This window comes from Hydrogenophaga sp. FG152 (assembly GCF_057809615.1).
Map to the genome: position 1 here is coordinate 37525 of NZ_JBMDKH010000026.1, position 17992 is coordinate 55516.

17 protein-coding genes are annotated in these 17992 nt (G+C 67.6%); 12 read left to right on the forward strand and 5 right to left on the reverse strand.

Annotation, left to right across the window (positions count from 1 at the left end; all coding sequences use genetic code 11):
• Window positions 1–147 precede the first annotated feature (147 nt).
• Entirely contained in the window at window positions 148–1692 is a 1545-nt protein-coding gene (locus ACODTB_RS23985) for a methyl-accepting chemotaxis protein (protein WP_291118571.1), read from the forward strand.
• 11 nt (window positions 1693–1703) lie between these two features.
• Here the strand turns inward: ACODTB_RS23985 and ACODTB_RS23990 are convergent, their stop codons facing one another.
• The 3 genes from ACODTB_RS23990 to ACODTB_RS24000 form a co-directional block, all read right to left on the reverse strand.
• Window positions 1704–2084, reverse strand: coding sequence for a response regulator (locus ACODTB_RS23990; RefSeq protein ID WP_291118568.1), 381 nt, complete (start codon window positions 2082–2084; stop codon window positions 1704–1706).
• A 141-nt stretch (window positions 2085–2225) separates the two neighbouring features.
• On the reverse strand, window positions 2226–2867 hold the full coding sequence (locus ACODTB_RS23995; protein ID WP_291118566.1) for a response regulator: 642 nt from the start codon (window positions 2865–2867) through the stop codon (window positions 2226–2228).
• Window positions 2868–2888: 21 nt separating this feature from the next.
• Entirely contained in the window at window positions 2889–4973 is a 2085-nt protein-coding gene (locus tag ACODTB_RS24000) for a PAS domain S-box protein (protein ID WP_291118563.1), read from the reverse strand.
• Window positions 4974–5219: 246 nt separating this feature from the next.
• On the opposite strand from ACODTB_RS24000, the gene chrA reads away from it, so the two are divergent.
• Window positions 5220–6563, forward strand: coding sequence for a chromate efflux transporter (gene chrA / locus ACODTB_RS24005; RefSeq protein ID WP_291118560.1), 1344 nt, complete (start codon window positions 5220–5222; stop codon window positions 6561–6563).
• On the opposite strand, the gene ACODTB_RS24010 is transcribed toward chrA, so the two are convergent.
• A complete protein-coding gene (locus ACODTB_RS24010) occupies window positions 6564–8267 on the reverse strand; it encodes an AMP-binding protein (protein ID WP_291118557.1) in 1704 nt (567 codons plus the stop codon).
• 156 nt (window positions 8268–8423) lie between these two features.
• Here ACODTB_RS24010 and ACODTB_RS24015 point away from each other — a divergent pair, with 156 nt between their 5' ends.
• Window positions 8424–9251 (forward strand): alpha/beta fold hydrolase, encoded by an 828-nt coding sequence (locus tag ACODTB_RS24015; protein WP_291118555.1) that lies wholly within the window; start codon window positions 8424–8426, stop codon window positions 9249–9251.
• Window positions 9248–9460 (forward strand): DUF3820 family protein, encoded by a 213-nt coding sequence (locus ACODTB_RS24020; protein ID WP_291118552.1) that lies wholly within the window; start codon window positions 9248–9250, stop codon window positions 9458–9460. The genes ACODTB_RS24015 and ACODTB_RS24020 overlap by 4 nt, the downstream gene beginning before the upstream one ends.
• Before the next feature lie 3 nt (window positions 9461–9463).
• Here ACODTB_RS24020 and ACODTB_RS24025 read toward each other — a convergent pair whose 3' ends face one another.
• Window positions 9464–10066, reverse strand: coding sequence for a 3'-5' exonuclease (locus ACODTB_RS24025; RefSeq protein WP_291118549.1), 603 nt, complete (start codon window positions 10064–10066; stop codon window positions 9464–9466).
• Window positions 10067–10106: 40 nt separating this feature from the next.
• Between ACODTB_RS24025 and ACODTB_RS24030 the strand changes: the two genes are divergently transcribed.
• From ACODTB_RS24030 to hscA, 8 genes are all read left to right on the forward strand, one after another.
• Complete coding sequence (locus ACODTB_RS24030; RefSeq protein ID WP_291118546.1) at window positions 10107–10481, forward strand: DUF6172 family protein; 375 nt, start codon at window positions 10107–10109, stop codon at window positions 10479–10481.
• Window positions 10435–12555 (forward strand): excinuclease ABC subunit UvrB, encoded by a 2121-nt coding sequence (gene uvrB / locus ACODTB_RS24035; RefSeq protein ID WP_291118543.1) that lies wholly within the window; start codon window positions 10435–10437, stop codon window positions 12553–12555. The genes ACODTB_RS24030 and uvrB overlap by 47 nt, the downstream gene beginning before the upstream one ends.
• Before the next feature lie 216 nt (window positions 12556–12771).
• The gene (gene iscR, locus ACODTB_RS24040) at window positions 12772–13308 is read left to right on the forward strand and encodes a Fe-S cluster assembly transcriptional regulator IscR (protein WP_066272853.1); all 537 of its coding nucleotides are present in this window, start codon (window positions 12772–12774) and stop codon (window positions 13306–13308) included.
• 71 nt (window positions 13309–13379) lie between these two features.
• Window positions 13380–14597 (forward strand): IscS subfamily cysteine desulfurase, encoded by a 1218-nt coding sequence (locus tag ACODTB_RS24045; protein WP_291118539.1) that lies wholly within the window; start codon window positions 13380–13382, stop codon window positions 14595–14597.
• 13 nt (window positions 14598–14610) lie between these two features.
• Window positions 14611–14997 (forward strand): Fe-S cluster assembly scaffold IscU, encoded by a 387-nt coding sequence (iscU, locus tag ACODTB_RS24050; RefSeq protein WP_291118536.1) that lies wholly within the window; start codon window positions 14611–14613, stop codon window positions 14995–14997.
• Between the two features lie 128 nt (window positions 14998–15125).
• Complete coding sequence (gene iscA, locus ACODTB_RS24055) at window positions 15126–15449, forward strand: iron-sulfur cluster assembly protein IscA (RefSeq protein ID WP_066272849.1); 324 nt, start codon at window positions 15126–15128, stop codon at window positions 15447–15449.
• 118 nt (window positions 15450–15567) lie between these two features.
• A complete protein-coding gene (gene hscB, locus ACODTB_RS24060) occupies window positions 15568–16086 on the forward strand; it encodes a Fe-S protein assembly co-chaperone HscB (protein WP_291118528.1) in 519 nt (172 codons plus the stop codon).
• Between the two features lie 31 nt (window positions 16087–16117).
• Window positions 16118–17989, forward strand: coding sequence for a Fe-S protein assembly chaperone HscA (gene hscA / locus ACODTB_RS24065; RefSeq protein WP_291118525.1), 1872 nt, complete (start codon window positions 16118–16120; stop codon window positions 17987–17989).
• The last annotated feature ends 3 nt before the right edge of the window (window positions 17990–17992 follow it).

Here is a 17992-nt window from a genome sequence, read left to right on the forward strand (position 1 = left end):
GCTGGCTGACTTTGAGGGGCCGATGAACGGGAGCTTAGCGCAAGCGGGCGGGCCGGGGTGACCAGAAATGACATGGTTTCCCCACACAAGACGGCCTCGGGGGCGTCGATACAGCAGACATCTGTCCACACACTCAAGGTATCTGCCATGCGCGTCAACTCTCCCGTTACCCAGCGTGAATACGAGTTCCCCGACAACGCCACGCTGATGTCGACCACCGACACCCAGAGCCACATCACCTACGCCAACGCTGCGTTCGTGGACGTGAGCGGTTTCACGCTGGAGGAGATCCAGCGCCAGCCACACAACCTCGTGCGGCACCCGGACATGCCCAAGGAGGCGTTCGCCGACATGTGGGCCACGCTCAAGGGCGGTGAACCCTGGACGGCGCTGGTGAAGAACCGCCGCAAGAACGGCGACCATTACTGGGTGCGGGCCAACGCCACGCCGGTGATCCGCAACGGCCAGACCGTGGGCTACATGTCGGTTCGCACCAAGGCCAGCCGCGAAGAGATTGCGGGCGCCGAGCGGCTCTACGCCGATATGCGCGAGGGCCGCGCCCGGCACCTGAAGCTGCACAAGGGCCTGCTGCTGCGCACCGGGCTGATGGGGCTGACGACCGCGTTCAAGACCATGGGGGTGCGCAGCCGCATCCGCCTGCCGCTGGCGGTGTTGCTGGCCGCTCTTGCTGGCGGCGCCTGGGCGCTGGGGCTGCATGGCATGGAGTGGGCGCAGTTCGCTGGGCTGTCGGCCGTGGGCGTGGGCCTGACGGGCTGGTTCCTCGAATCGCAGCTGGCCGCCCCTCTGGAGTACCTGCGCGAGCAGGCCTTGCGCGTGGCCACCGGCGACACCCACAAGGTGGCGCACATGGACCGGGTGGACGAGATCGGCATGACGATGCGCACCATCAGCCAGCTGGGCCTGATGTTCCGCTGGCTGATCGACGACGTGAGCCAGCAGGTGCTGACGGTGCAGACGGCGGTGACCGAGATCGCCCAGGGCAACAACGACCTGAGCCAGCGCACCGAGCAGGCGGCGTCCAGCCTGCAGCAGACGGCGGCGTCCATGGAGCAGATGACCGCCACCGTGCGCCAGAACGCCGAGACCTCCAGCCAGGCCAACCAGCTTTCGGGCACGGCCAGCGACGCGGCTTCGCGTGGAGGCCATGCGGTGTCCCAGGTGGTGCACACCATGAGCGAGATCACCGAGAGCTCGCGCAAGATCAGCGACATCATCGGCGTGATCGATGGCATCGCCTTCCAGACCAACATCCTGGCATTGAACGCGGCGGTGGAGGCCGCGCGCGCCGGTGAGCAGGGCCGGGGCTTCGCGGTGGTGGCCGGCGAGGTGCGCAGCCTCGCTCAGCGCAGTGCCGAGGCGGCCAAGGAAATCAAGCAGCTGATCGGCGCCAGCGCGGGCAAGGTGGAGGCCGGCACGCGCCTGGTGGACGACGCGGGCAAGACGATGGACGAGATCGTGCAGCAGGTGCGGCGCGTGTCGGACCTCATCAGCGAGATCAGCGCGGCCACGATCGAGCAGAGTGGCGGCATCCAGCAGGTGAGCCAGGCCGTGGGCCATCTCGACCAGGTGACGCAGCAGAACTCGGCCCTGGTGGAGCAGGGCGCCGCCGCCTCACAAAGCCTGCAGCAGCAGACGAAGCGGCTGGTGGAGGCGGTGAGCGTGTTCCGCTGAAACCGGGGCCGTCATACCAGGTGGCGTTGCACCCACCAGCCGATGGCGCGGGGCAGCTCGGACCAGTGCCAGGTGCTGGGCTGGCACTGCACGCAGCTGGTGCCCGGGTCGTCGAAGCTCAGCACGTCGAAGTCGGTGTGGGCAAGCGCGAGTTCGCGGCTGAGCATGCAGCCGCTGGCGCGGTCGATGCGGGCGTCCAGGATGGCCAGGGCCGGGGGCGATTGCTGCGCCCGCCGCAGGGCGGCGACGGGATCGACCGTCCAGTAGATCTGGGTGCTGCGCACCCAGTCGCCGACGAGGCCCCGCACCGTGTCCAGGTATTCCCCGCGCGGGCAGACCACCAGCACCTGCAGGGGCTGGGCGTCAAGCGGCGCGGGGAGGGAAACGGTCATCTCAGGCTCCTGTCGGCTGGACGCGAGAAGCCGCGCCGCCATGCAGAGACTGTGCAGCGCATCGGGGCGCGTGCCTGCGGGGAAAACTGGACGGTGTGGGGCGGAATCACCCGCAAGCCCAGGGGGCCTGTGCGAAAGTCCTCAGTCGTCTTCGGCGCTGATCAGGCCTTCCCGGATGGCCAGGCGCACGAGCGCGGGCAGGTCGCTCACGCCGAGCTTGGCCATGAGCCGGCTGCGGTAGGACTCGACCGTCTTGGGCGAGAGGTGCAGCTGTTCGCCGATGGCCACGCTGGTCAGGCCGCGCACCACGAGCAGGATGACCTGCTGTTCGCGCGCCGAGAGCGATTCGATGCTGCTGGGCGGAGCGTCGCCCATGAGCCCTTCGACCGCCAGCTCGGCCACGCCGATGCCCAGGTACTTGCGGCCCTCGCTCACCGCCGCCACGGCGTCGATCACGTCCCGCGAAGGCGAGCCCTTGAGCACGTAGCCGAAGGCGCCCAGGCGCATCGCTTCGGCCACGTGCCTGGGCTGGGCCGACATGGTCAGCAGGATGGTGCGGGTGCTGAGTTTGCGCCGCTGCAGCTGTTCGAGCAGTTCGAAGCCGGAGCGGTGGGACAGGTGCAGGTCGAGCAGCAGCACGGTGGGCACCAGCCGCACGATGTCGGCGAGCGCGGGGGTGGGCTGGTCCGATTCGCCGATCACGTGGTGCCCGGCGCCTTCGAGCACCGCACGCAGGCCGTCCCTCATCATCGCGTGGTCGTCTACCAGGTATATGTCGCTCATGGCAGTCTCCAGGTGGCGCAATCAGGGCCTTGCGGGTGACGGTTCTCCGGGGGGGGCGGCCGGTGGGGTTCCCCAGGTGAGAGAGATGACGGTGCCGCCTTTGGGCAGGCCCTTGGCTTCCATGCGCGCACCGATGGCCAGCGCGCGTTCGCGCATGCCCACGATGCCCAGGTGCCCGGGCCGGCCAGCGGCCATCTTGGGCGTCAGGCCCTTGCCATCGTCGGTCACCTGAAGGTGCAGCCACTCGGTTTCGCCATCGACACGCACCACCACCTGTCTCGCGTTGGCGTGCATCACGGCGTTGGCCAGGGCTTCCCGGGCCACCATGAAGGCAGCGTATTCCACGTCGGCGGGCCAGCGCACATCGCTTGCGGTGGGCGAGATTTTCAGCTGCAGCGCCACCGGCTCGGCATCGGGGGTGCGCGTGTGCACCTCGTTTTCCAGCGCCGCCTGCAGGCCAAGTTCATCCAGCAACGGTGGGCGCAGCTCCACCAGCACCTGGCGCACCTCGGTGTTGGCCGTGTCGATCATGTTGCCCAGCTTGAAGGCGCGCTCCCTGGCCTTGTCGGGCAGGCCGAGCGGGATCATGCCCGTGAGCGCGTCGAACGACAGCCGGATCGCGCCCAGCGTCTGTCCCAGCTGGTCGTGCAGGATCTGCGCCAGCCGGCGCGTGGTCTGTTTTTCCTGGTGCAGCAGGCGGCGCGTGAGTTCGGAGAGTTCGAGCTGGTACTGCGCCACGGCGCGTTCGGCGCGCACGCGCTCGGTCACGTCGCGCAGGATGGCGGTGAGCAGCTTGGAGCCACGCACGGTGATCTGCGAGATCGACGCTTCGAGGTCCAGCGTCTGGCCGTCGGCCCGCAGGCCGGTCACACGCCCCACACCCATGGGGCGCGTGGTGGTGTGGGATTCCGCAAAACGCTGCAGGTGGTCGAGGTGCTGGGCTCGCTGCATGTCCGGCAGCAGGATGTCCAGTGGTTGCCCGATCATGCTGCTCGCAGGGTGGCCGAAGATGCGGGCGGCGGCGGGGTTGAAGAGGCTGATGCGCCCTTGCAGATCCACGCTGATCACCGCATCGCTGGCGGAGTTGATCACCGCACTCAGCACCTCGCCCTGTTCGCGCAGGTGCTGCTCGGACTGGCTGTAGGGCCGCGCCAGGTGGCGCGAGATCGCGAAACCGGCCAGGCCCAGCAGCAGCGTGGTGATGCCACCCCAGGTCAGCAGGCTGCGCTCGAGCTGGCGCACGGGCTCGACCGCGGCGCTCAGCGGCTGGTAGCCGACCACCTGCCATGGGGTGCGCAGTTCCGAGTCCCGGGGCTGAATGGCCACGTGCGAGAGGAGGTGGTGCCCGCCCTTGTCGTCCTGCACGGTGTGGGGGTTTTCTCCAGGGCCGGTCAGCAGGACGTTCCATTCGCTGTCGGTCACCGTCGGCCGTTCCCCGATCAGCACGCGCCCGTCGGCGTCGACCAGGGCCAGGTTGAGGGACCGGCGGCCCTCTGGCGGCCCCAGCACCTGCTGGCGCAACTGGTCGAAGAAGCGGGCGTCGAGGTGCGCGGCGATCACCCCGCGCGTCAGGCCCTGGGTGTCGTAGACAGGCATGGCAATGTCGGCGAGCGCTTCCGGCACCTGCAGCCCCCGTTTGCTCAGGGGGTCGCGCAGTACCACCGGCGGGTGCAGGCTGCCGAACCACAGGCCGTCCCGGCCGTTCGTGAACACCCCGCGATTGGCGATCGAGGTGCCTTCGAGCAGGCCATCGCTGGCCACTTCCACCTCACCGTGCTCATTGGTCACACCGATCCACACATAGCTGTTGGTGCTGGTCTTCAGGCGCTGCATCTGATCGCGCCAGGTGTCGGTGCGGATGTCGGCCCGGGCCATTTCGCCAAGCAGCTGGAGTTCGACGGTGCGGCGGGCCAGCGAGCGCGCAATCTGCTCGGCGTACAGCTGGGCGGACTGCTCGACACGGGTGCCCGCGCGCTGTTCGAGCTCCTTGGCCACGATGATCTCGGCCAGCAGCAGCGAGAGCACCAGCAACACCAAGGCCACCACTGCGGGCAGCAAGGGCAGTATCCAGGTCAGAACTCGGTCGCGGGGTGCAGCGGTCGTCAAGGGGCTCCCTCTTCTTTTGGGTGGCGCCCTGGCAGCGTATCAGAGCTTGCGAGGTCTTTCGTGTGAAATATCACTCGACAACGGGCTTGTCCGTGGTGAATATGACTTCACTTGCACGAGGCCCTTCATGCGCATCCCCTTGTTGATCATTGGCGCTGTTCTGTGGCACACAGATTTGCATGCGGGCCGTCACCGCGGTGTCAAGGGGATGGGCTACATTGCGGGCGGTCGCCCCACCCAGTCCATATGCCCGAAACCCCCACGCCCGAACCCCCCGCCGCCGTCGGCTTTGGCGAGGCCCTGCGCTTCTGGCTCAAGCTGGGCTTCATCAGCTTCGGTGGGCCGGCCGGGCAGATCGCGATCATGCACGCCGAGCTGGTGGAGCGCCGCCGCTGGATCAGCGAGCGCCGCTTCCTGCACGCGCTGAACTACTGCATGCTGCTGCCCGGTCCCGAGGCCCAGCAGCTAGCCACCTACATCGGCTGGCTGATGCACCGCACCTGGGGTGGCATCGTGGCCGGCGCGCTGTTCGTGCTGCCCTCGCTGTTCATCCTGATCGGCCTGTCCTGGGTGTACCTGCGCTTTGGCGACGTGCCCGTGGTGGCGGGCATCTTCTACGGCATCAAGCCGGCCGTGACGGCGCTGGTGCTGCACGCGGCGCACCGGATCGGCACGCGCGCGCTGCGCAACCTCTGGATGTGGGGCATCGCCGCCGCCGCCTTCGCGGCCATCTTCGGGTTCGACACGCCGTTCCCCGCCATCGTGCTGGCCGCCGGCCTGATCGGCCACTTCGGCGCGCGGCGCTGGCCCGAGGTCTTCGCGCTGGGCGGTGGCCACGCTTCCCAGGCGGCAGGCCATGGGCCGGCCTTGATCGACGACCACACGCCCACGCCGGCGCACGCGCGTTTCTCGAAACGCCATCTGGCGAAGGTGCTTGGCGCGGGGCTGGCGCTGTGGCTGCTGGGCATGGCTGCGCTGTTGGCCACGCAGGGTTGGGAGGGCACGCTGGCCCAGATGGGCTGGTTTTTCACCAAGGCGGCACTGCTCACCTTTGGCGGGGCCTATGCGGTGCTGCCCTACGTGTACCAGGGCGCGGTGGACACGCACCAGTGGCTCACCGGCGCGCAGATGATCGATGGCCTCGCATTGGGCGAGACCACGCCCGGTCCGCTCATCATGGTGGTGGCCTTCGTGGGGTTTGTCGGCGGATGGACAAAGTCCGTGCTGGGGCCGGACGCGCTGTTCCTCGGCGCGGCGCTCGCGGCGACGGTGGTGACCTTCTTCACCTTCCTGCCGTCGTTCGTGTTCATCCTGGCCGGTGGACCGGCGGTAGAGGCCACGCACGGCAAGCTGGGCTTCACCGCGCCGCTCTCGGCCATCACCGCCGCCGTGGTGGGGGTGATCCTCAACCTCGCGCTGTTCTTCGCTTACCACGTGTGGTGGCCCAAGGGCCTCGGCGGGCCGTTCGACCTTGCTTCGGCGGTCATCACGCTGCTGGCGCTGGTGGCGCTGTTCCGGTTCAAGTGGGGCGTGATGCCGCTGCTCGGGGTGTGCGCGCTGGCCGGGCTGGCGCTGACATTGCTGCGCTAGTCAGGCCGTTGCTGCCGCCTTGAGGCCAAGTTTCTTGACCATGGCCTCGCGCAGCAGGAACTTCTGGATCTTGCCGGTGATGGTCATGGGGAAGGCGTCGACGAACTCGATGTAGGCCGGCACCTTGTAGTGCGCGATCTGGCCGCGCGCGAAGTCCTGCAGTTCCTGCACCGTGGCCTTCTCGCCCGCCTTGAGCACCACGCAGGCACAGAGCACCTCGCCAAAGCGCGGATCGGGCACGCCGACCACCTGCACGTCCTGCACCTTGGGGTGGCGGTAGTAGAACTCCTCGATTTCGCGCGGGTACACGTTCTCGCCGCCGCGGATCACCATGTCTTTCAGGCGGCCGACGATGTTGACGTAGCCCTCGGCGTCCATGGTGGCGAGGTCGCCGGTGTGCATCCAGCCCTGGGGATCAATCGCCTCGCGGGTCTTTTCGGCGTCGTCCCAGTAGCCCTGCATCACCGAGTAGCCGCGCGTGCAGAGTTCGCCCACCAGGCCGCGCGCCACGGCGCGGTTGTCGGTGTCGACGATCTGCACTTCCAGGTGGGGTTGTACCCGCCCCACGGTGGACACGCGGCGGTCCACCGGGTCGTCCACCGCGCTCTGGGTGGAGACCGGGGAGGTTTCCGTCATGCCATAGGCGATGGTGACTTCGCGCATGTTCATCAGCGATTGCACGCGCTTCATGACCTCGATGGGGCAGGGCGAGCCGGCCATGATGCCGGTGCGCAGGCTGGAGAGGTTGGTGGCGCCGAACTGCGGGTGGTCGAGCACGGCGATGAACATGGTGGGCACGCCATAGAGCGCGGTGCAGCGCTCGGCCTGCACGGCCTGCAGCACGGCGGCGGGGTCGAAGGCCTCGGAGGGGTAGACCATGGCACAGCCGTGCGTGACGCAGGCAAGGTTGCCCATGACCATGCCGAAGCAGTGGTACAGCGGGACGGGGATGCACAGGCGATCCTCGGGCGTGAGGCGGATGGCCTCGCCGACGAAGAAGCCGTTGTTCAGGATGTTGCGGTGGGTCAGCGTGGCGCCCTTGGGGAAGCCGGTGGTGCCCGAGGTGAACTGGATGTTGATCGGGTCGGTGGGCGCGAGCCGGGGGCCGATGGCCGCGAGTTGCGCGCGCTGGGCGTCGGCGGCCCGGGAGGGCAGTTCGTCGAAGTTGAGCATGCCCGCGGTCTTTTCCTGGCCGAGCCGGATGGCCCAGCGCAGGTGCGGCAGGGCCTGGGCATGGAGCTGGCCGGGGGCGGTGGCGTCGAGCTCGGGGGCGAGGCTGCGCAGGATCTCGATGTAGTTGCTGGTCTTGAGCGCGGGCGCGAGCACCAGGGCCTTGCACGAGACCTTGTTGAGCGCGTAGGCCAGTTCGCTGGCGCGGTAGGCGGGGTTGATGTTGACCAGGATCAGGCCGGCGCGCGCGGTGGCGAACTGCATGAGCGTCCATTCGGCGCAGTTGGGCGCCCAGATGCCCACGCGGTCGCCGGGCTGCAGGTCCAGCGCGAGCAGGCCGGCGGCCACGGCGTCGCTGCGTTGCAGCAGCTCGCGCCAGTTCCAGCGCACGTTCTGGTGCGGGATCACGAGGGCTTCGCGCTCGCCCCACTGTTGGGCGGCGCGGGCCAGCGCCTCGCCGATGGTGATGTCGTGCAGGGCCGGGCTCTGCGGGCCCTGGGCGTAGGAAGAGGTGGGGGCGGATGCTGGGTTCATGTCGGTTTCGGCGGTGCGGGGGAGCAAAGGGTTCGCCGGCCATCATGAACGCCCGCCGCGCCGCCCGCACGCCCGGGATTTCCCTGACGCCAGGTGTTCCATTCCAGTACGATGCGCGCTGTCCATTCACCACCCAGACGCCGGAGGCTCTCGCTCATGAAGGAAGCTTTGCAGATCGATGACGTGGATGTGGTGGTGGAAGGCGAGGGCCCGCACACGGTGGTGATGCTGCACGGCTGGCCCGACACCCCGGCCTTGTGGGACAGCACCGTGGTGGCCTTGCGCGAGGGCTACCGCTGCGTGCGTTTCTGCCTGCCGGGCTACGACCTGGCCAAACCGCCCAGGGCGGCGTCGGTGGACGCCATGACGGGCCTGATCCGCAAGATCGTCGACGCGGTCAGCCCGCACCAGTCGGTCACGCTGCTGGTGCACGATTGGGGCTGTTTCTTCGGCTACGAGTTCGCCGCGCGCCACCCGGACCGGGTCGCCCGCGTGGTGGGCGTGGACATCGGCGACACCAGCTCGGGCGCCTACCTCAGGGGCTTGAGTGGCAGGGAAAAACGGATGATCGCCGGCTACCAGATCTGGCTCGCGGTGGCCTGGAAGATCGGGCCTTGGTGGCCCTGGCTGGCGAACCGCATGACGCGCTACATGGCGCGCACCATCGGCTGCCGCAACGAACCGTCCCGCATCGGCTGGCAGATGAACTACCCGTATGCCATGGGCTGGTTCGGCGCCCATGGCGGCCTGCGGGGCGTGGGCCGGGTGGACAAGCTGCTGGGCGTGGGCATGCCCGCGCTGTTCATCTATGGCCGGCGCAAGCCCTTCATGTTCCATTCCGAGCGCTGGCTGGACCAGCTCGCCCGCGCGCCGGGCTGCGAGGTGCTCGCGCTGGACACCGGCCACTGGGTGATGCGCCAGAAGCCGGCCGAATTCAACGCCTGCGTGCGCGCCTGGCTGGACCGATCGACTTCCCTGGTATGAAACCCGAAGACCTCGAACGCCTCGTCACCGTGGAAATGCCCTTTGGCAAATACAAGGGCCACGTGATCGCCGACCTGCCGGGCAACTACCTGCACTGGTTCGCGCGCGAGGGCTTCCCGCCCGGCGAAATCGGCCGCCTGCTGGCGCTGATGCGGGAGATCGACCACAACGGGCTGAGCGAACTGCTCACGCCATTGCGGCGGCGCTGAAAATCAGCCCAGGCCCAGCGCGTGGTGCACGCGCATGGCGCCCCAGGCGTCGTTGGCGGCGTAGATGAGTTGGGCTTCCGTCAGCCGCGGGTTGGCCCAGTTGGACGTGGCCGCCTTCTTGGACTTGATGAAGCGCTGGTTGAACAGCACCGCGATCGCGCCTTTGACGCCCATGTCCTTGCGGTAGCCGCGTTCGCGGAACACCGTGTTGAGTTCCAGCACGCCGCCGGGCTCCACGCCGAGCTTGGCCACGATGCGCCGGGTGTCGTCGCCCAGGCCGAAGCCGGCCTTGGTGTGGCCGCCGTCGGCCAGCAGCGCGGCCACCTGGGCGCGGCAGTCGGGTTCGTGCAGCTGGAACACCCAGGCGTGCTGCAGGGTGGCGAGCTGCACGATGTGCGGTCCGTCGGACACCTGGTCCTTGAAGAAGGTGGGCTTGGACTCGGTGTCGAAGCCCCAGGCGCCGTGGTCGCGCAGGGCGGCGCAGGCCTCTCGGGCCTGGGCGGCGGTGTGCACCAGCGTGATGCGGTCGAGCCGCAACTGCTCGAACGGGGCGAGCAGGGCGATCTCGTCCTTGCTGGGGGTGGGGTGGTGTTCTCGGGAGGTCATCGCGGGGCAGGATACCCCGGCGCGCATAATCGCGCCCTCCATGAGAAAAATCTTCCCCCTGACCCAAGAAGGCCGTCACCGCGATCGCGTGCTGGAAGCCGTGAAGCACGAGATCCGCAAATACCTCAAGCGCGAGCGCCGCCGCGAACTGCCCGAGGGTGCCGATTTCCTGGACTTCGACTGCCGCTTTGGCGCCACCAAGGAAACCGCCGAGGTGGTGCACCTCTCGGCCCTGATCGGCCAGCTGGACGCCGTGGCGCGCGAGGGTGGGGCGCAGGCCTATGTGGAGATCCTGGCCAAACCCGGCGTGCGCCGCCCGCGCCCCCCGGGCGCCAGCGCCGAAAGCGACCATCCGGCACAATCGTCCGATGCCCCAGACGACCCTGCCTCCGACGCCGAAAGACCCGCTGATTGAAGGGGTGAGCGACGCGCCCCCCGAGGGCGAGTTCCTCACGTTTCCCGGTTCCCCGTTCGAGCTCTTCCTGCCTTACCCGCCAGCGGGTGACCAGCCCGAGGCCATCCGCCAGCTGGTGGAGGGGGTCAACGACGGCGAGGTGTTCCAGACCCTGCTGGGCGTGACCGGCTCGGGCAAGACCTTCACCATGGCCAACGTGATCGCGCGGCTGGGCCGCCCGGCGATCGTGTTCGCGCCCAACAAGACGCTGGCCGCGCAGCTCTACAGCGAGTTCCGGGAGTTCTTCCCGAAGAACGCGGTGGAGTACTTCGTCAGCTACTACGACTACTACCAGCCTGAGGCCTACGTGCCGCAGCGCGACCTGTTCATCGAGAAGGACAGCGCGATCAACGAGCACATCGAGCAGATGCGGCTCAGTTGCACCAAGAGCATCCTGGAGCGGCGCGACGTGGTGATCGTGGCCACCGTCTCGGCCATCTACGGCATCGGCAAGCCCGAGAGCTACCACCAGATGGTGATGACGCTGCGCACCGGTGACAAGATCGGCCAGCGCGACCTGATCGCCCAGCTGGTGCGCATGCAGTACGCGCGCAACGAGCAGGACTTCTCGCGCGGCAAGTTCCGCGTGCGCGGCGACACCATCGACGTGTTTCCCGCCGAGCACTCGGAAATGGCGATCCGCATCGAACTGTTCGACGACGAGGTGGAGACGCTGCAGCTGTTCGACCCGCTCACCGGCAAGGTGCGCCAGAAGATCCCGCGTTTCACCGTCTACCCCAGCAGCCACTACGTGACGCCGCGCGAGCAGGTGCTGCACGCGGTGGAGGCCATCAAGCTGGAGCTGGCCGACCGGCTCAAGCAGCTGGTGGGCGAGGGCAAGCTGGTGGAAGCCCAGCGGCTGGAGCAGCGCACCCGCTTCGACGTGGAAATGCTCAGCGAAGTGGGCCATTGCAAGGGCATCGAGAACTACTCGCGCCACCTCGCGGGCAGCGCCCCGGGCGAGCCGCCGTCCACGCTGACCGACTACCTGCCCAAGGACGCGGTGATGTTCCTGGACGAGAGCCACGTGCTCATGGGCCAGTTCGGCGGCATGTACAACGGCGACCGCGCGCGCAAGACCACGCTGGTGGAATACGGCTTCCGCCTGCCCAGCGCGCTGGACAACCGCCCGCTCAAGCTGGAGGAGTTCGAGCAGCGCATGCGGCAGGTGGTGTTCGTCTCGGCCACCCCGGCCGACTACGAGAAAAGCCACACCGGCCAGGTGGTGGAGCAGGTGGTGCGCCCCACCGGCCTGGTGGACCCGGAGCTGGAGGTGCGCCCGGCCACTCACCAGGTGGACGACGTGCTGCAGGAAATCCGCATCCGCGTCGAGAAAAACGAGCGCGTGCTGATCACCACGCTGACCAAGCGCATGGCCGAGCAGCTCACCGACTACCTGACGGAAAACGGCGTCAAGGTTCGCTATCTGCACAGCGATGTCGATACCGTGGAGCGGGTGGAGATCATCCGCGACCTGCGCCTGGGCGCCTTCGACGTGCTGGTGGGCATCAACCTGCTGCGCGAAGGGCTGGACATTCCCGAGGTGTCGCTGGTGGCCATCCTGGACGCCGACAAGGAAGGTTTCCTGCGCTCGGAGCGCAGCCTGATCCAGACCATCGGCCGCGCCGCGCGCAACCTGGGCGGCAAGGCCATCCTGTACGCCGACCGCATCACCGACTCGATGAAGCGGGCGATGGACGAGACCCAGCGCCGGCGCGACAAGCAGATCGCCCACAACCTGGCCATGGGCATCGAGCCGCGCAGCATCAACAAGCGCATCAAGGACCTGATCGACGGGGTCTACAGCGAGAAGGCGGGCCGGGAGGCCGATCGCCTGGCCGCCGAGAGCGCCCAGCGCGCCAGCGTCGAGGAGATGAGCGAGAAGGACGTGGCGCGCGAGATCAAGCGGCTGGAAAAGCTCATGCTCGAACACGCCCGCAACCTGGAGTTCGAAAAGGCCGCCGGCGTGCGCGACCAACTCGCCCACCTCAAGGCCCAGGTGTTCGGTGCCCCGGGTACCGACAACATTCCCTGAGCACCGAACTGGTGCCCCCGGGGAACGGGGGAAGGGTTTACCAGTAAAATGCTGAGCAAAACACTAGGCTTTTGAGGTATACTCGACGAAAACAGTCGGGAAAGCCTTCGATAACAGATCCGCAACGGATCGGGGTGGGTGGAGAAGGGGTTCAGGGGGTTCTTACCCGTTGGACCATGCCACGACGGTCAAGCCAACATCTCAAGGAGCTTGAATATGCGCCTCACGACCAAAGGCCGCTTCGCGGTCACCGCCATGATCGATCTGGCCCTGCGCCAGAACAATGGTCCCGTCACGCTCGCGGCTATCAGCCAGCGGCAACAGATTTCGCTGTCCTATCTGGAACAGCTGTTCGGCAAGCTGCGCCGCCACGAACTGGTGGAATCCACCCGTGGCCCCGGCGGCGGCTACACGCTGGGCCGCAAGGCGGCCGACATCACCGTGGCCGACATCATCGTGTCCGTGGACGAGCCCATCGACGCCACCCAATGCGGCGGCAAGGAAAACTGCCTGGGCGAAGGCCACCGCTGCATGACGCACGAACTGTGGGCGCAGCTCAACGCCAAGATGGTTGATTTCCTCGACTCGGTGTCCCTGCAGTCGCTGGTGGACGAGCAGCTCGCCAAGGGCGTCGTGGTGGAGAACGCACCCCTGATCAAGCGGGCGATTTCCAGCGCGCCGGTGGTCAAGCCGATCCGAGTGAACGCCCCCAACTCGGTCTTTGCCCTCGGAGGCGCCGCGTTCTCGAAATGAACCCGGCCTGACCGGGGCGCTCGACCCCGCCGCCCCCTCTTTTCACCGACAAGCCCACGAACCGTCCTTCCATGAGCACTCCGCACTTTCCCATCTACATGGACTACAGCGCCACCAACCCCTGCGATCCGCGGGTGGTGGACGCCATGATTCCCTGGCTGCGTGAACATTTCGGCAACCCGGCGTCGCGCAGCCATGCCTGGGGCTGGGAGGCCGAGAAGGCCGTGGAGACCGCGCGCGAGCAGGTCGCCGCCCTCATCAACGCCGATCCGCGCGAAATCGTCTGGACCAGCGGTGCGACCGAGTCCAACAACCTCGCGCTCAAGGGCGCGGCGCAGTTCTACAAGACCAAGGGCAAGCACCTCATCACGGTGAAGACCGAGCACAAGGCCGTGCTCGACACCATGCGCGAGCTGGAGCGCCAGGGCTTCGAAGTCACTTACCTCGACGTGCAGGCCGATGGCCTGGTCGACCTGGACGCCTTCAAGGCCGCGATCCGCCCCGACACCATCCTGGCCTCGGTCATGTTCGTGAACAACGAAATCGGTGTGATCCAGGACATTGCCGCCCTGGGCGCGATCTGCCGCGAGAAGGGTGTGGTCTTCCACGTGGACGCCGCGCAGGCCACCGGCCGGGTCGACATCGACCTGCAGACGCTGCCGGTCGACCTGATGAGCCTGACCTCGCACAAGACCTACGGCCCCAAGGGCATCGGTGCTCTTTACGTGCGCCGCAAGCCGCGCATCCGCATCGAAGCGCAGATGCACGGCGGTGGCCACGAGCGCGGCATGCGCTCGGGCACGCTGCCCACCCACCAGATCGTGGGCATGGGCGAGGCCTACCGCATCGCCAAGGCCGAGATGCACGAAGAGAACCAGCGCATCAAGGCCCTGCACGACCGCATGGTCGCCGGCCTGAAGGACGTGGAAGAGGTGTTCATCAACGGCCATGAAACGCGTCGCGTGCCACACAACCTCAACATGAGCTTCAACTACGTCGAAGGCGAGTCGCTCATCATGGGCATCAAGGGTCTGGCGGTGTCGTCGGGCTCGGCCTGCACCTCGGCCAGCCTGGAGCCCAGCTATGTGCTGCGCGCCCTGGGCCGCAGCGACGAACTGGCGCACAGCAGCCTGCGCATGACCATCGGCCGCTGGACGACCGAAGAGGAAATCGACTACGCGATCGCCACCATCAAGGAAAACGTGGCCAAGCTGCGCGAGTTGTCCCCGCTGTGGGAAATGTTCAAAGACGGTATCGACCTGTCCACCATCCAGTGGTCAGCGCATTGAAGGAGAAAACACCATGGCTTATTCAGACAAAGTGGTAGATCACTACGAAAATCCGCGCAACGTCGGCTCCTTCGAAAAGGGCGACGACTCGGTGGGCACCGGCATGGTGGGGGCCCCGGCCTGCGGCGACGTGATGAAGCTGCAGATCAAGGTCAACCCGACCACGGGCGTGATCGAGGACGCGCGCTTCAAGACCTACGGCTGCGGCTCGGCGATCGCCTCGTCGTCGCTGGTGACCGAGTGGGTCAAGGGCAAGACGCTCGACCAGGCCGCCGCGCTCAAGAACAGTCAGATCGCCGAAGAGCTGGCCCTGCCGCCGGTGAAGATCCACTGCTCGATCCTGGCCGAAGACGCCATCAAGGCCGCGGTGGACGACTACCGCAAGAAACACGTGAATTAAGGAATTCCCCTGCGCCGCTTCGCGTCTTCCCCTCAAGGGGACCACGCCCGCAGCCCGGCAAAGCCGGTTCTGTGGCGTGTGCTTGAGAAGACGCCTCGCAGATGCGGCGCCATGGAGTGAGCACAAAAATGGCCATCTCGATTTCAGAAGCTGCCGCACGGCACGTCAACCGCTACATCGCCAAGCGTGGCAAGGGCGTGGGTGTGCGCCTGGGGGTGAAGACGACGGGCTGCTCCGGCATGGCCTACAAGCTGGAGTACGCCGACGAGATCGCGCCGGAAGACGTGGTGTTCGAGGACAACGGCGTGAAGGTGCTGGTTGATCCCAAGGCCCTGGCCTACATCGACGGCACGCAGCTCGATTTCGTGCGCGAAGGCCTCAACGAGGGCTTCCGCTTCAACAACCCGAACGAGCGCGACCGTTGCGGCTGCGGCGAGAGCTTCAGGATTTAGACTCACCCCCGCCGCGCTTCGCGCGACCCCCTCAGGGGGCGCCGGCAGCGGCCCGGCAAAGCCGGTTCCGCGCCGGCTCTGGAAGGCGCCCCTCAGTCCCACAGGCGCTTATCCATCGATGAACCTGCAATCGAACGACTTCGAGATCTTCGGCCTGAGCCCGCGCTTCGCGGTGGACCGCGCCGCGCTCGACGCGCGCTGGAAAGACCTGCAGCGCGAAGCCCATCCCGATCGCTTCGCCACCGCCGACGCCCAGACCCAGCGCCAGGCCATGCAATGGTCGGTGCGCATCAACGAGGCCTACCAGCGCCTGAAGGACCCGCTCAAGCGCGCGGCCTACCTGTGTGAACTGCATGGCGCGCCGATCCAGGCCGAGAACAACACCGCCATGCCCGCCGCCTTCCTGATGCAGCAGATGCAGTGGCGCGAAGAGCTGGAAGAGGCCGAGGGCCTGGACGACCTGGAGCGCATGGCCGACGAGGTGGCCACCGCGCGGCGCGCGATGCTGCAGGAACTGCAGACCACGGCCGACGACCTGCAGGACTGGCCCGCGCTGGCCCAACAGGTCAGAGCCCTTATGTTCGTTGAGCGCTTTGCCAGCGATGTGGAGAACCGGATCGATCTGCTGGGACAATAGCCAGTTCCCCCTTTTGAATGACCGTTGACCCATGGCGCTTCTGCAGATTTCCGAACCCGGCCAGTCGCTCGACCCGCACCAGCGGCGCGTGGCGGTGGGCATCGACCTGGGCACCACGCATTCGCTGGTGGCCGCGGTGCGCCACGGCGTCTCCGAATGCCTGCCGGCGGCCGATGGCCGCGTGATCCTGCCCAGCGTGGTGCGTTACCTCGATCCCGCGCAGGGCGGCTCGGGCCGGCAGATCGGCTTCGAGGCACTGGCCGCGCAGGTGCAGGACCCGGCGAACACCGTGAGCTCGGTCAAGCGCCTCATGGGTCGCCGCCGCTCACAGGTGGCCGATGTGGACAAGCTGTCCTACACCGTGGTCGACCAGGACGGCATGGCCGTGGTGGAGACCGTGGCCGGCCGCAAGACGCCGATGGAAGTCAGCGCCGAGATCCTGGCCACGCTGCGCTTTCGCGCCGAGGACAGCTTCGACGACGACCTGTATGGCGCGGTGATCACCGTGCCCGCGTACTTCGACGACGCGCAGCGCCAGGCCACCAAGGATGCGGCCCAGCTCGCGGGCATCAACGTGCTGCGCCTGATCAACGAGCCCACGGCCGCCGCCATCGCCTATGGCCTGGACAACGGCTCTGAGGGCGTCTACGCCATCTACGACCTGGGCGGCGGCACCTTCGACATCTCCATCCTGCGCTTGACCAAGGGCGTGTTCGAGGTGATGGCCACCGGCGGCGATTCGGCCCTGGGCGGTGACGATTACGACCAGGCGCTGGCCGCCTGGGTGCTGGCGCAGCAGGGCGTTGGCGCCGAGCTCAATGCCTCCGAGCGGGCTGCCGTGCATGCCGAGGCGCGCCGCGTGAAAGAGGCACTGTCGTCGGTCGCGAGCGAGACCTTCCGCGCCAGCGTGGCGGGCCAGGCCATCGAACAGGCGGTCACGCCGGGCGATTTCGAGGCCTGCACCGCCGCGCTCACCGCGCGCACGATGACGGCGGTGCGCAAGGTGCTTCGCGACGCCGGCACGGCCAAGGACGAGGTGAAAGGCGTGGTGATGGTCGGAGGTTCGACCCGCATGCCGGTGATCCGCCGCACGGTGGGCGAATTCTTCGGCACCGAGCCGCTGACCAACCTCAACCCGGACGAAGTGGTGGCGCTGGGCGCCGCGATCCAGGCCAACGCGCTCGCGGGCAACAGCCGGGACGGCGATCTGCTGCTGCTGGACGTGATCCCGCTGTCGCTGGGCATCGAGACCATGGGCGGCCTGGTCGAGCGCATCGTGCCGCGCAACAGCGCCATCCCCACCGCGCTGGCGCAGGATTTCACGACCTACCAGGACGGCCAGACCGCATTGGCATTGCACGTGGTGCAAGGCGAGCGCGACCTGGTGGCCGACTGCCGCAGCCTCGCGCGCTTCGAGCTGCGCGGCATCCCGCCCATGGTGGCCGGCGCCGCGCGCATCCGCGTGACCTTCACCGTGGACGCCGACGGCCTGCTGTCGGTGAGCGCGAAAGAGCAGGGCAGCGGCGTGGAAGCCCGTGTGGACGTGAAGCCCGCCTACGGCCTGAGCGATGAGCAGATCGCCGCCATGCTGCAGGACAGCTTCGCTACCGCGCAGCAGGACATCCAGGCGCGCGCGCTGGTCGAGGCCCGTGTGGACGCCGATCGCATGATCGCCGCCACGCGCACCGCGCTGGCCGCAGATGCCGACCTGCTGCAGCCCGCCGAACGCCAACAGATCGACGACCTCATGGCGGCGCTGGCGGCCACCGCGCAGGGCGACGACGCCAACGCGATCGAGAACGCCACGACCGAACTCGCCAAGGCCACCGAGCCCTTCGCCGCGCTGCGCATGAACCGGGGCATCCAGCAGGCCCTGTCTGGCAAGAAACTCGAAGAAGTCTGAAAC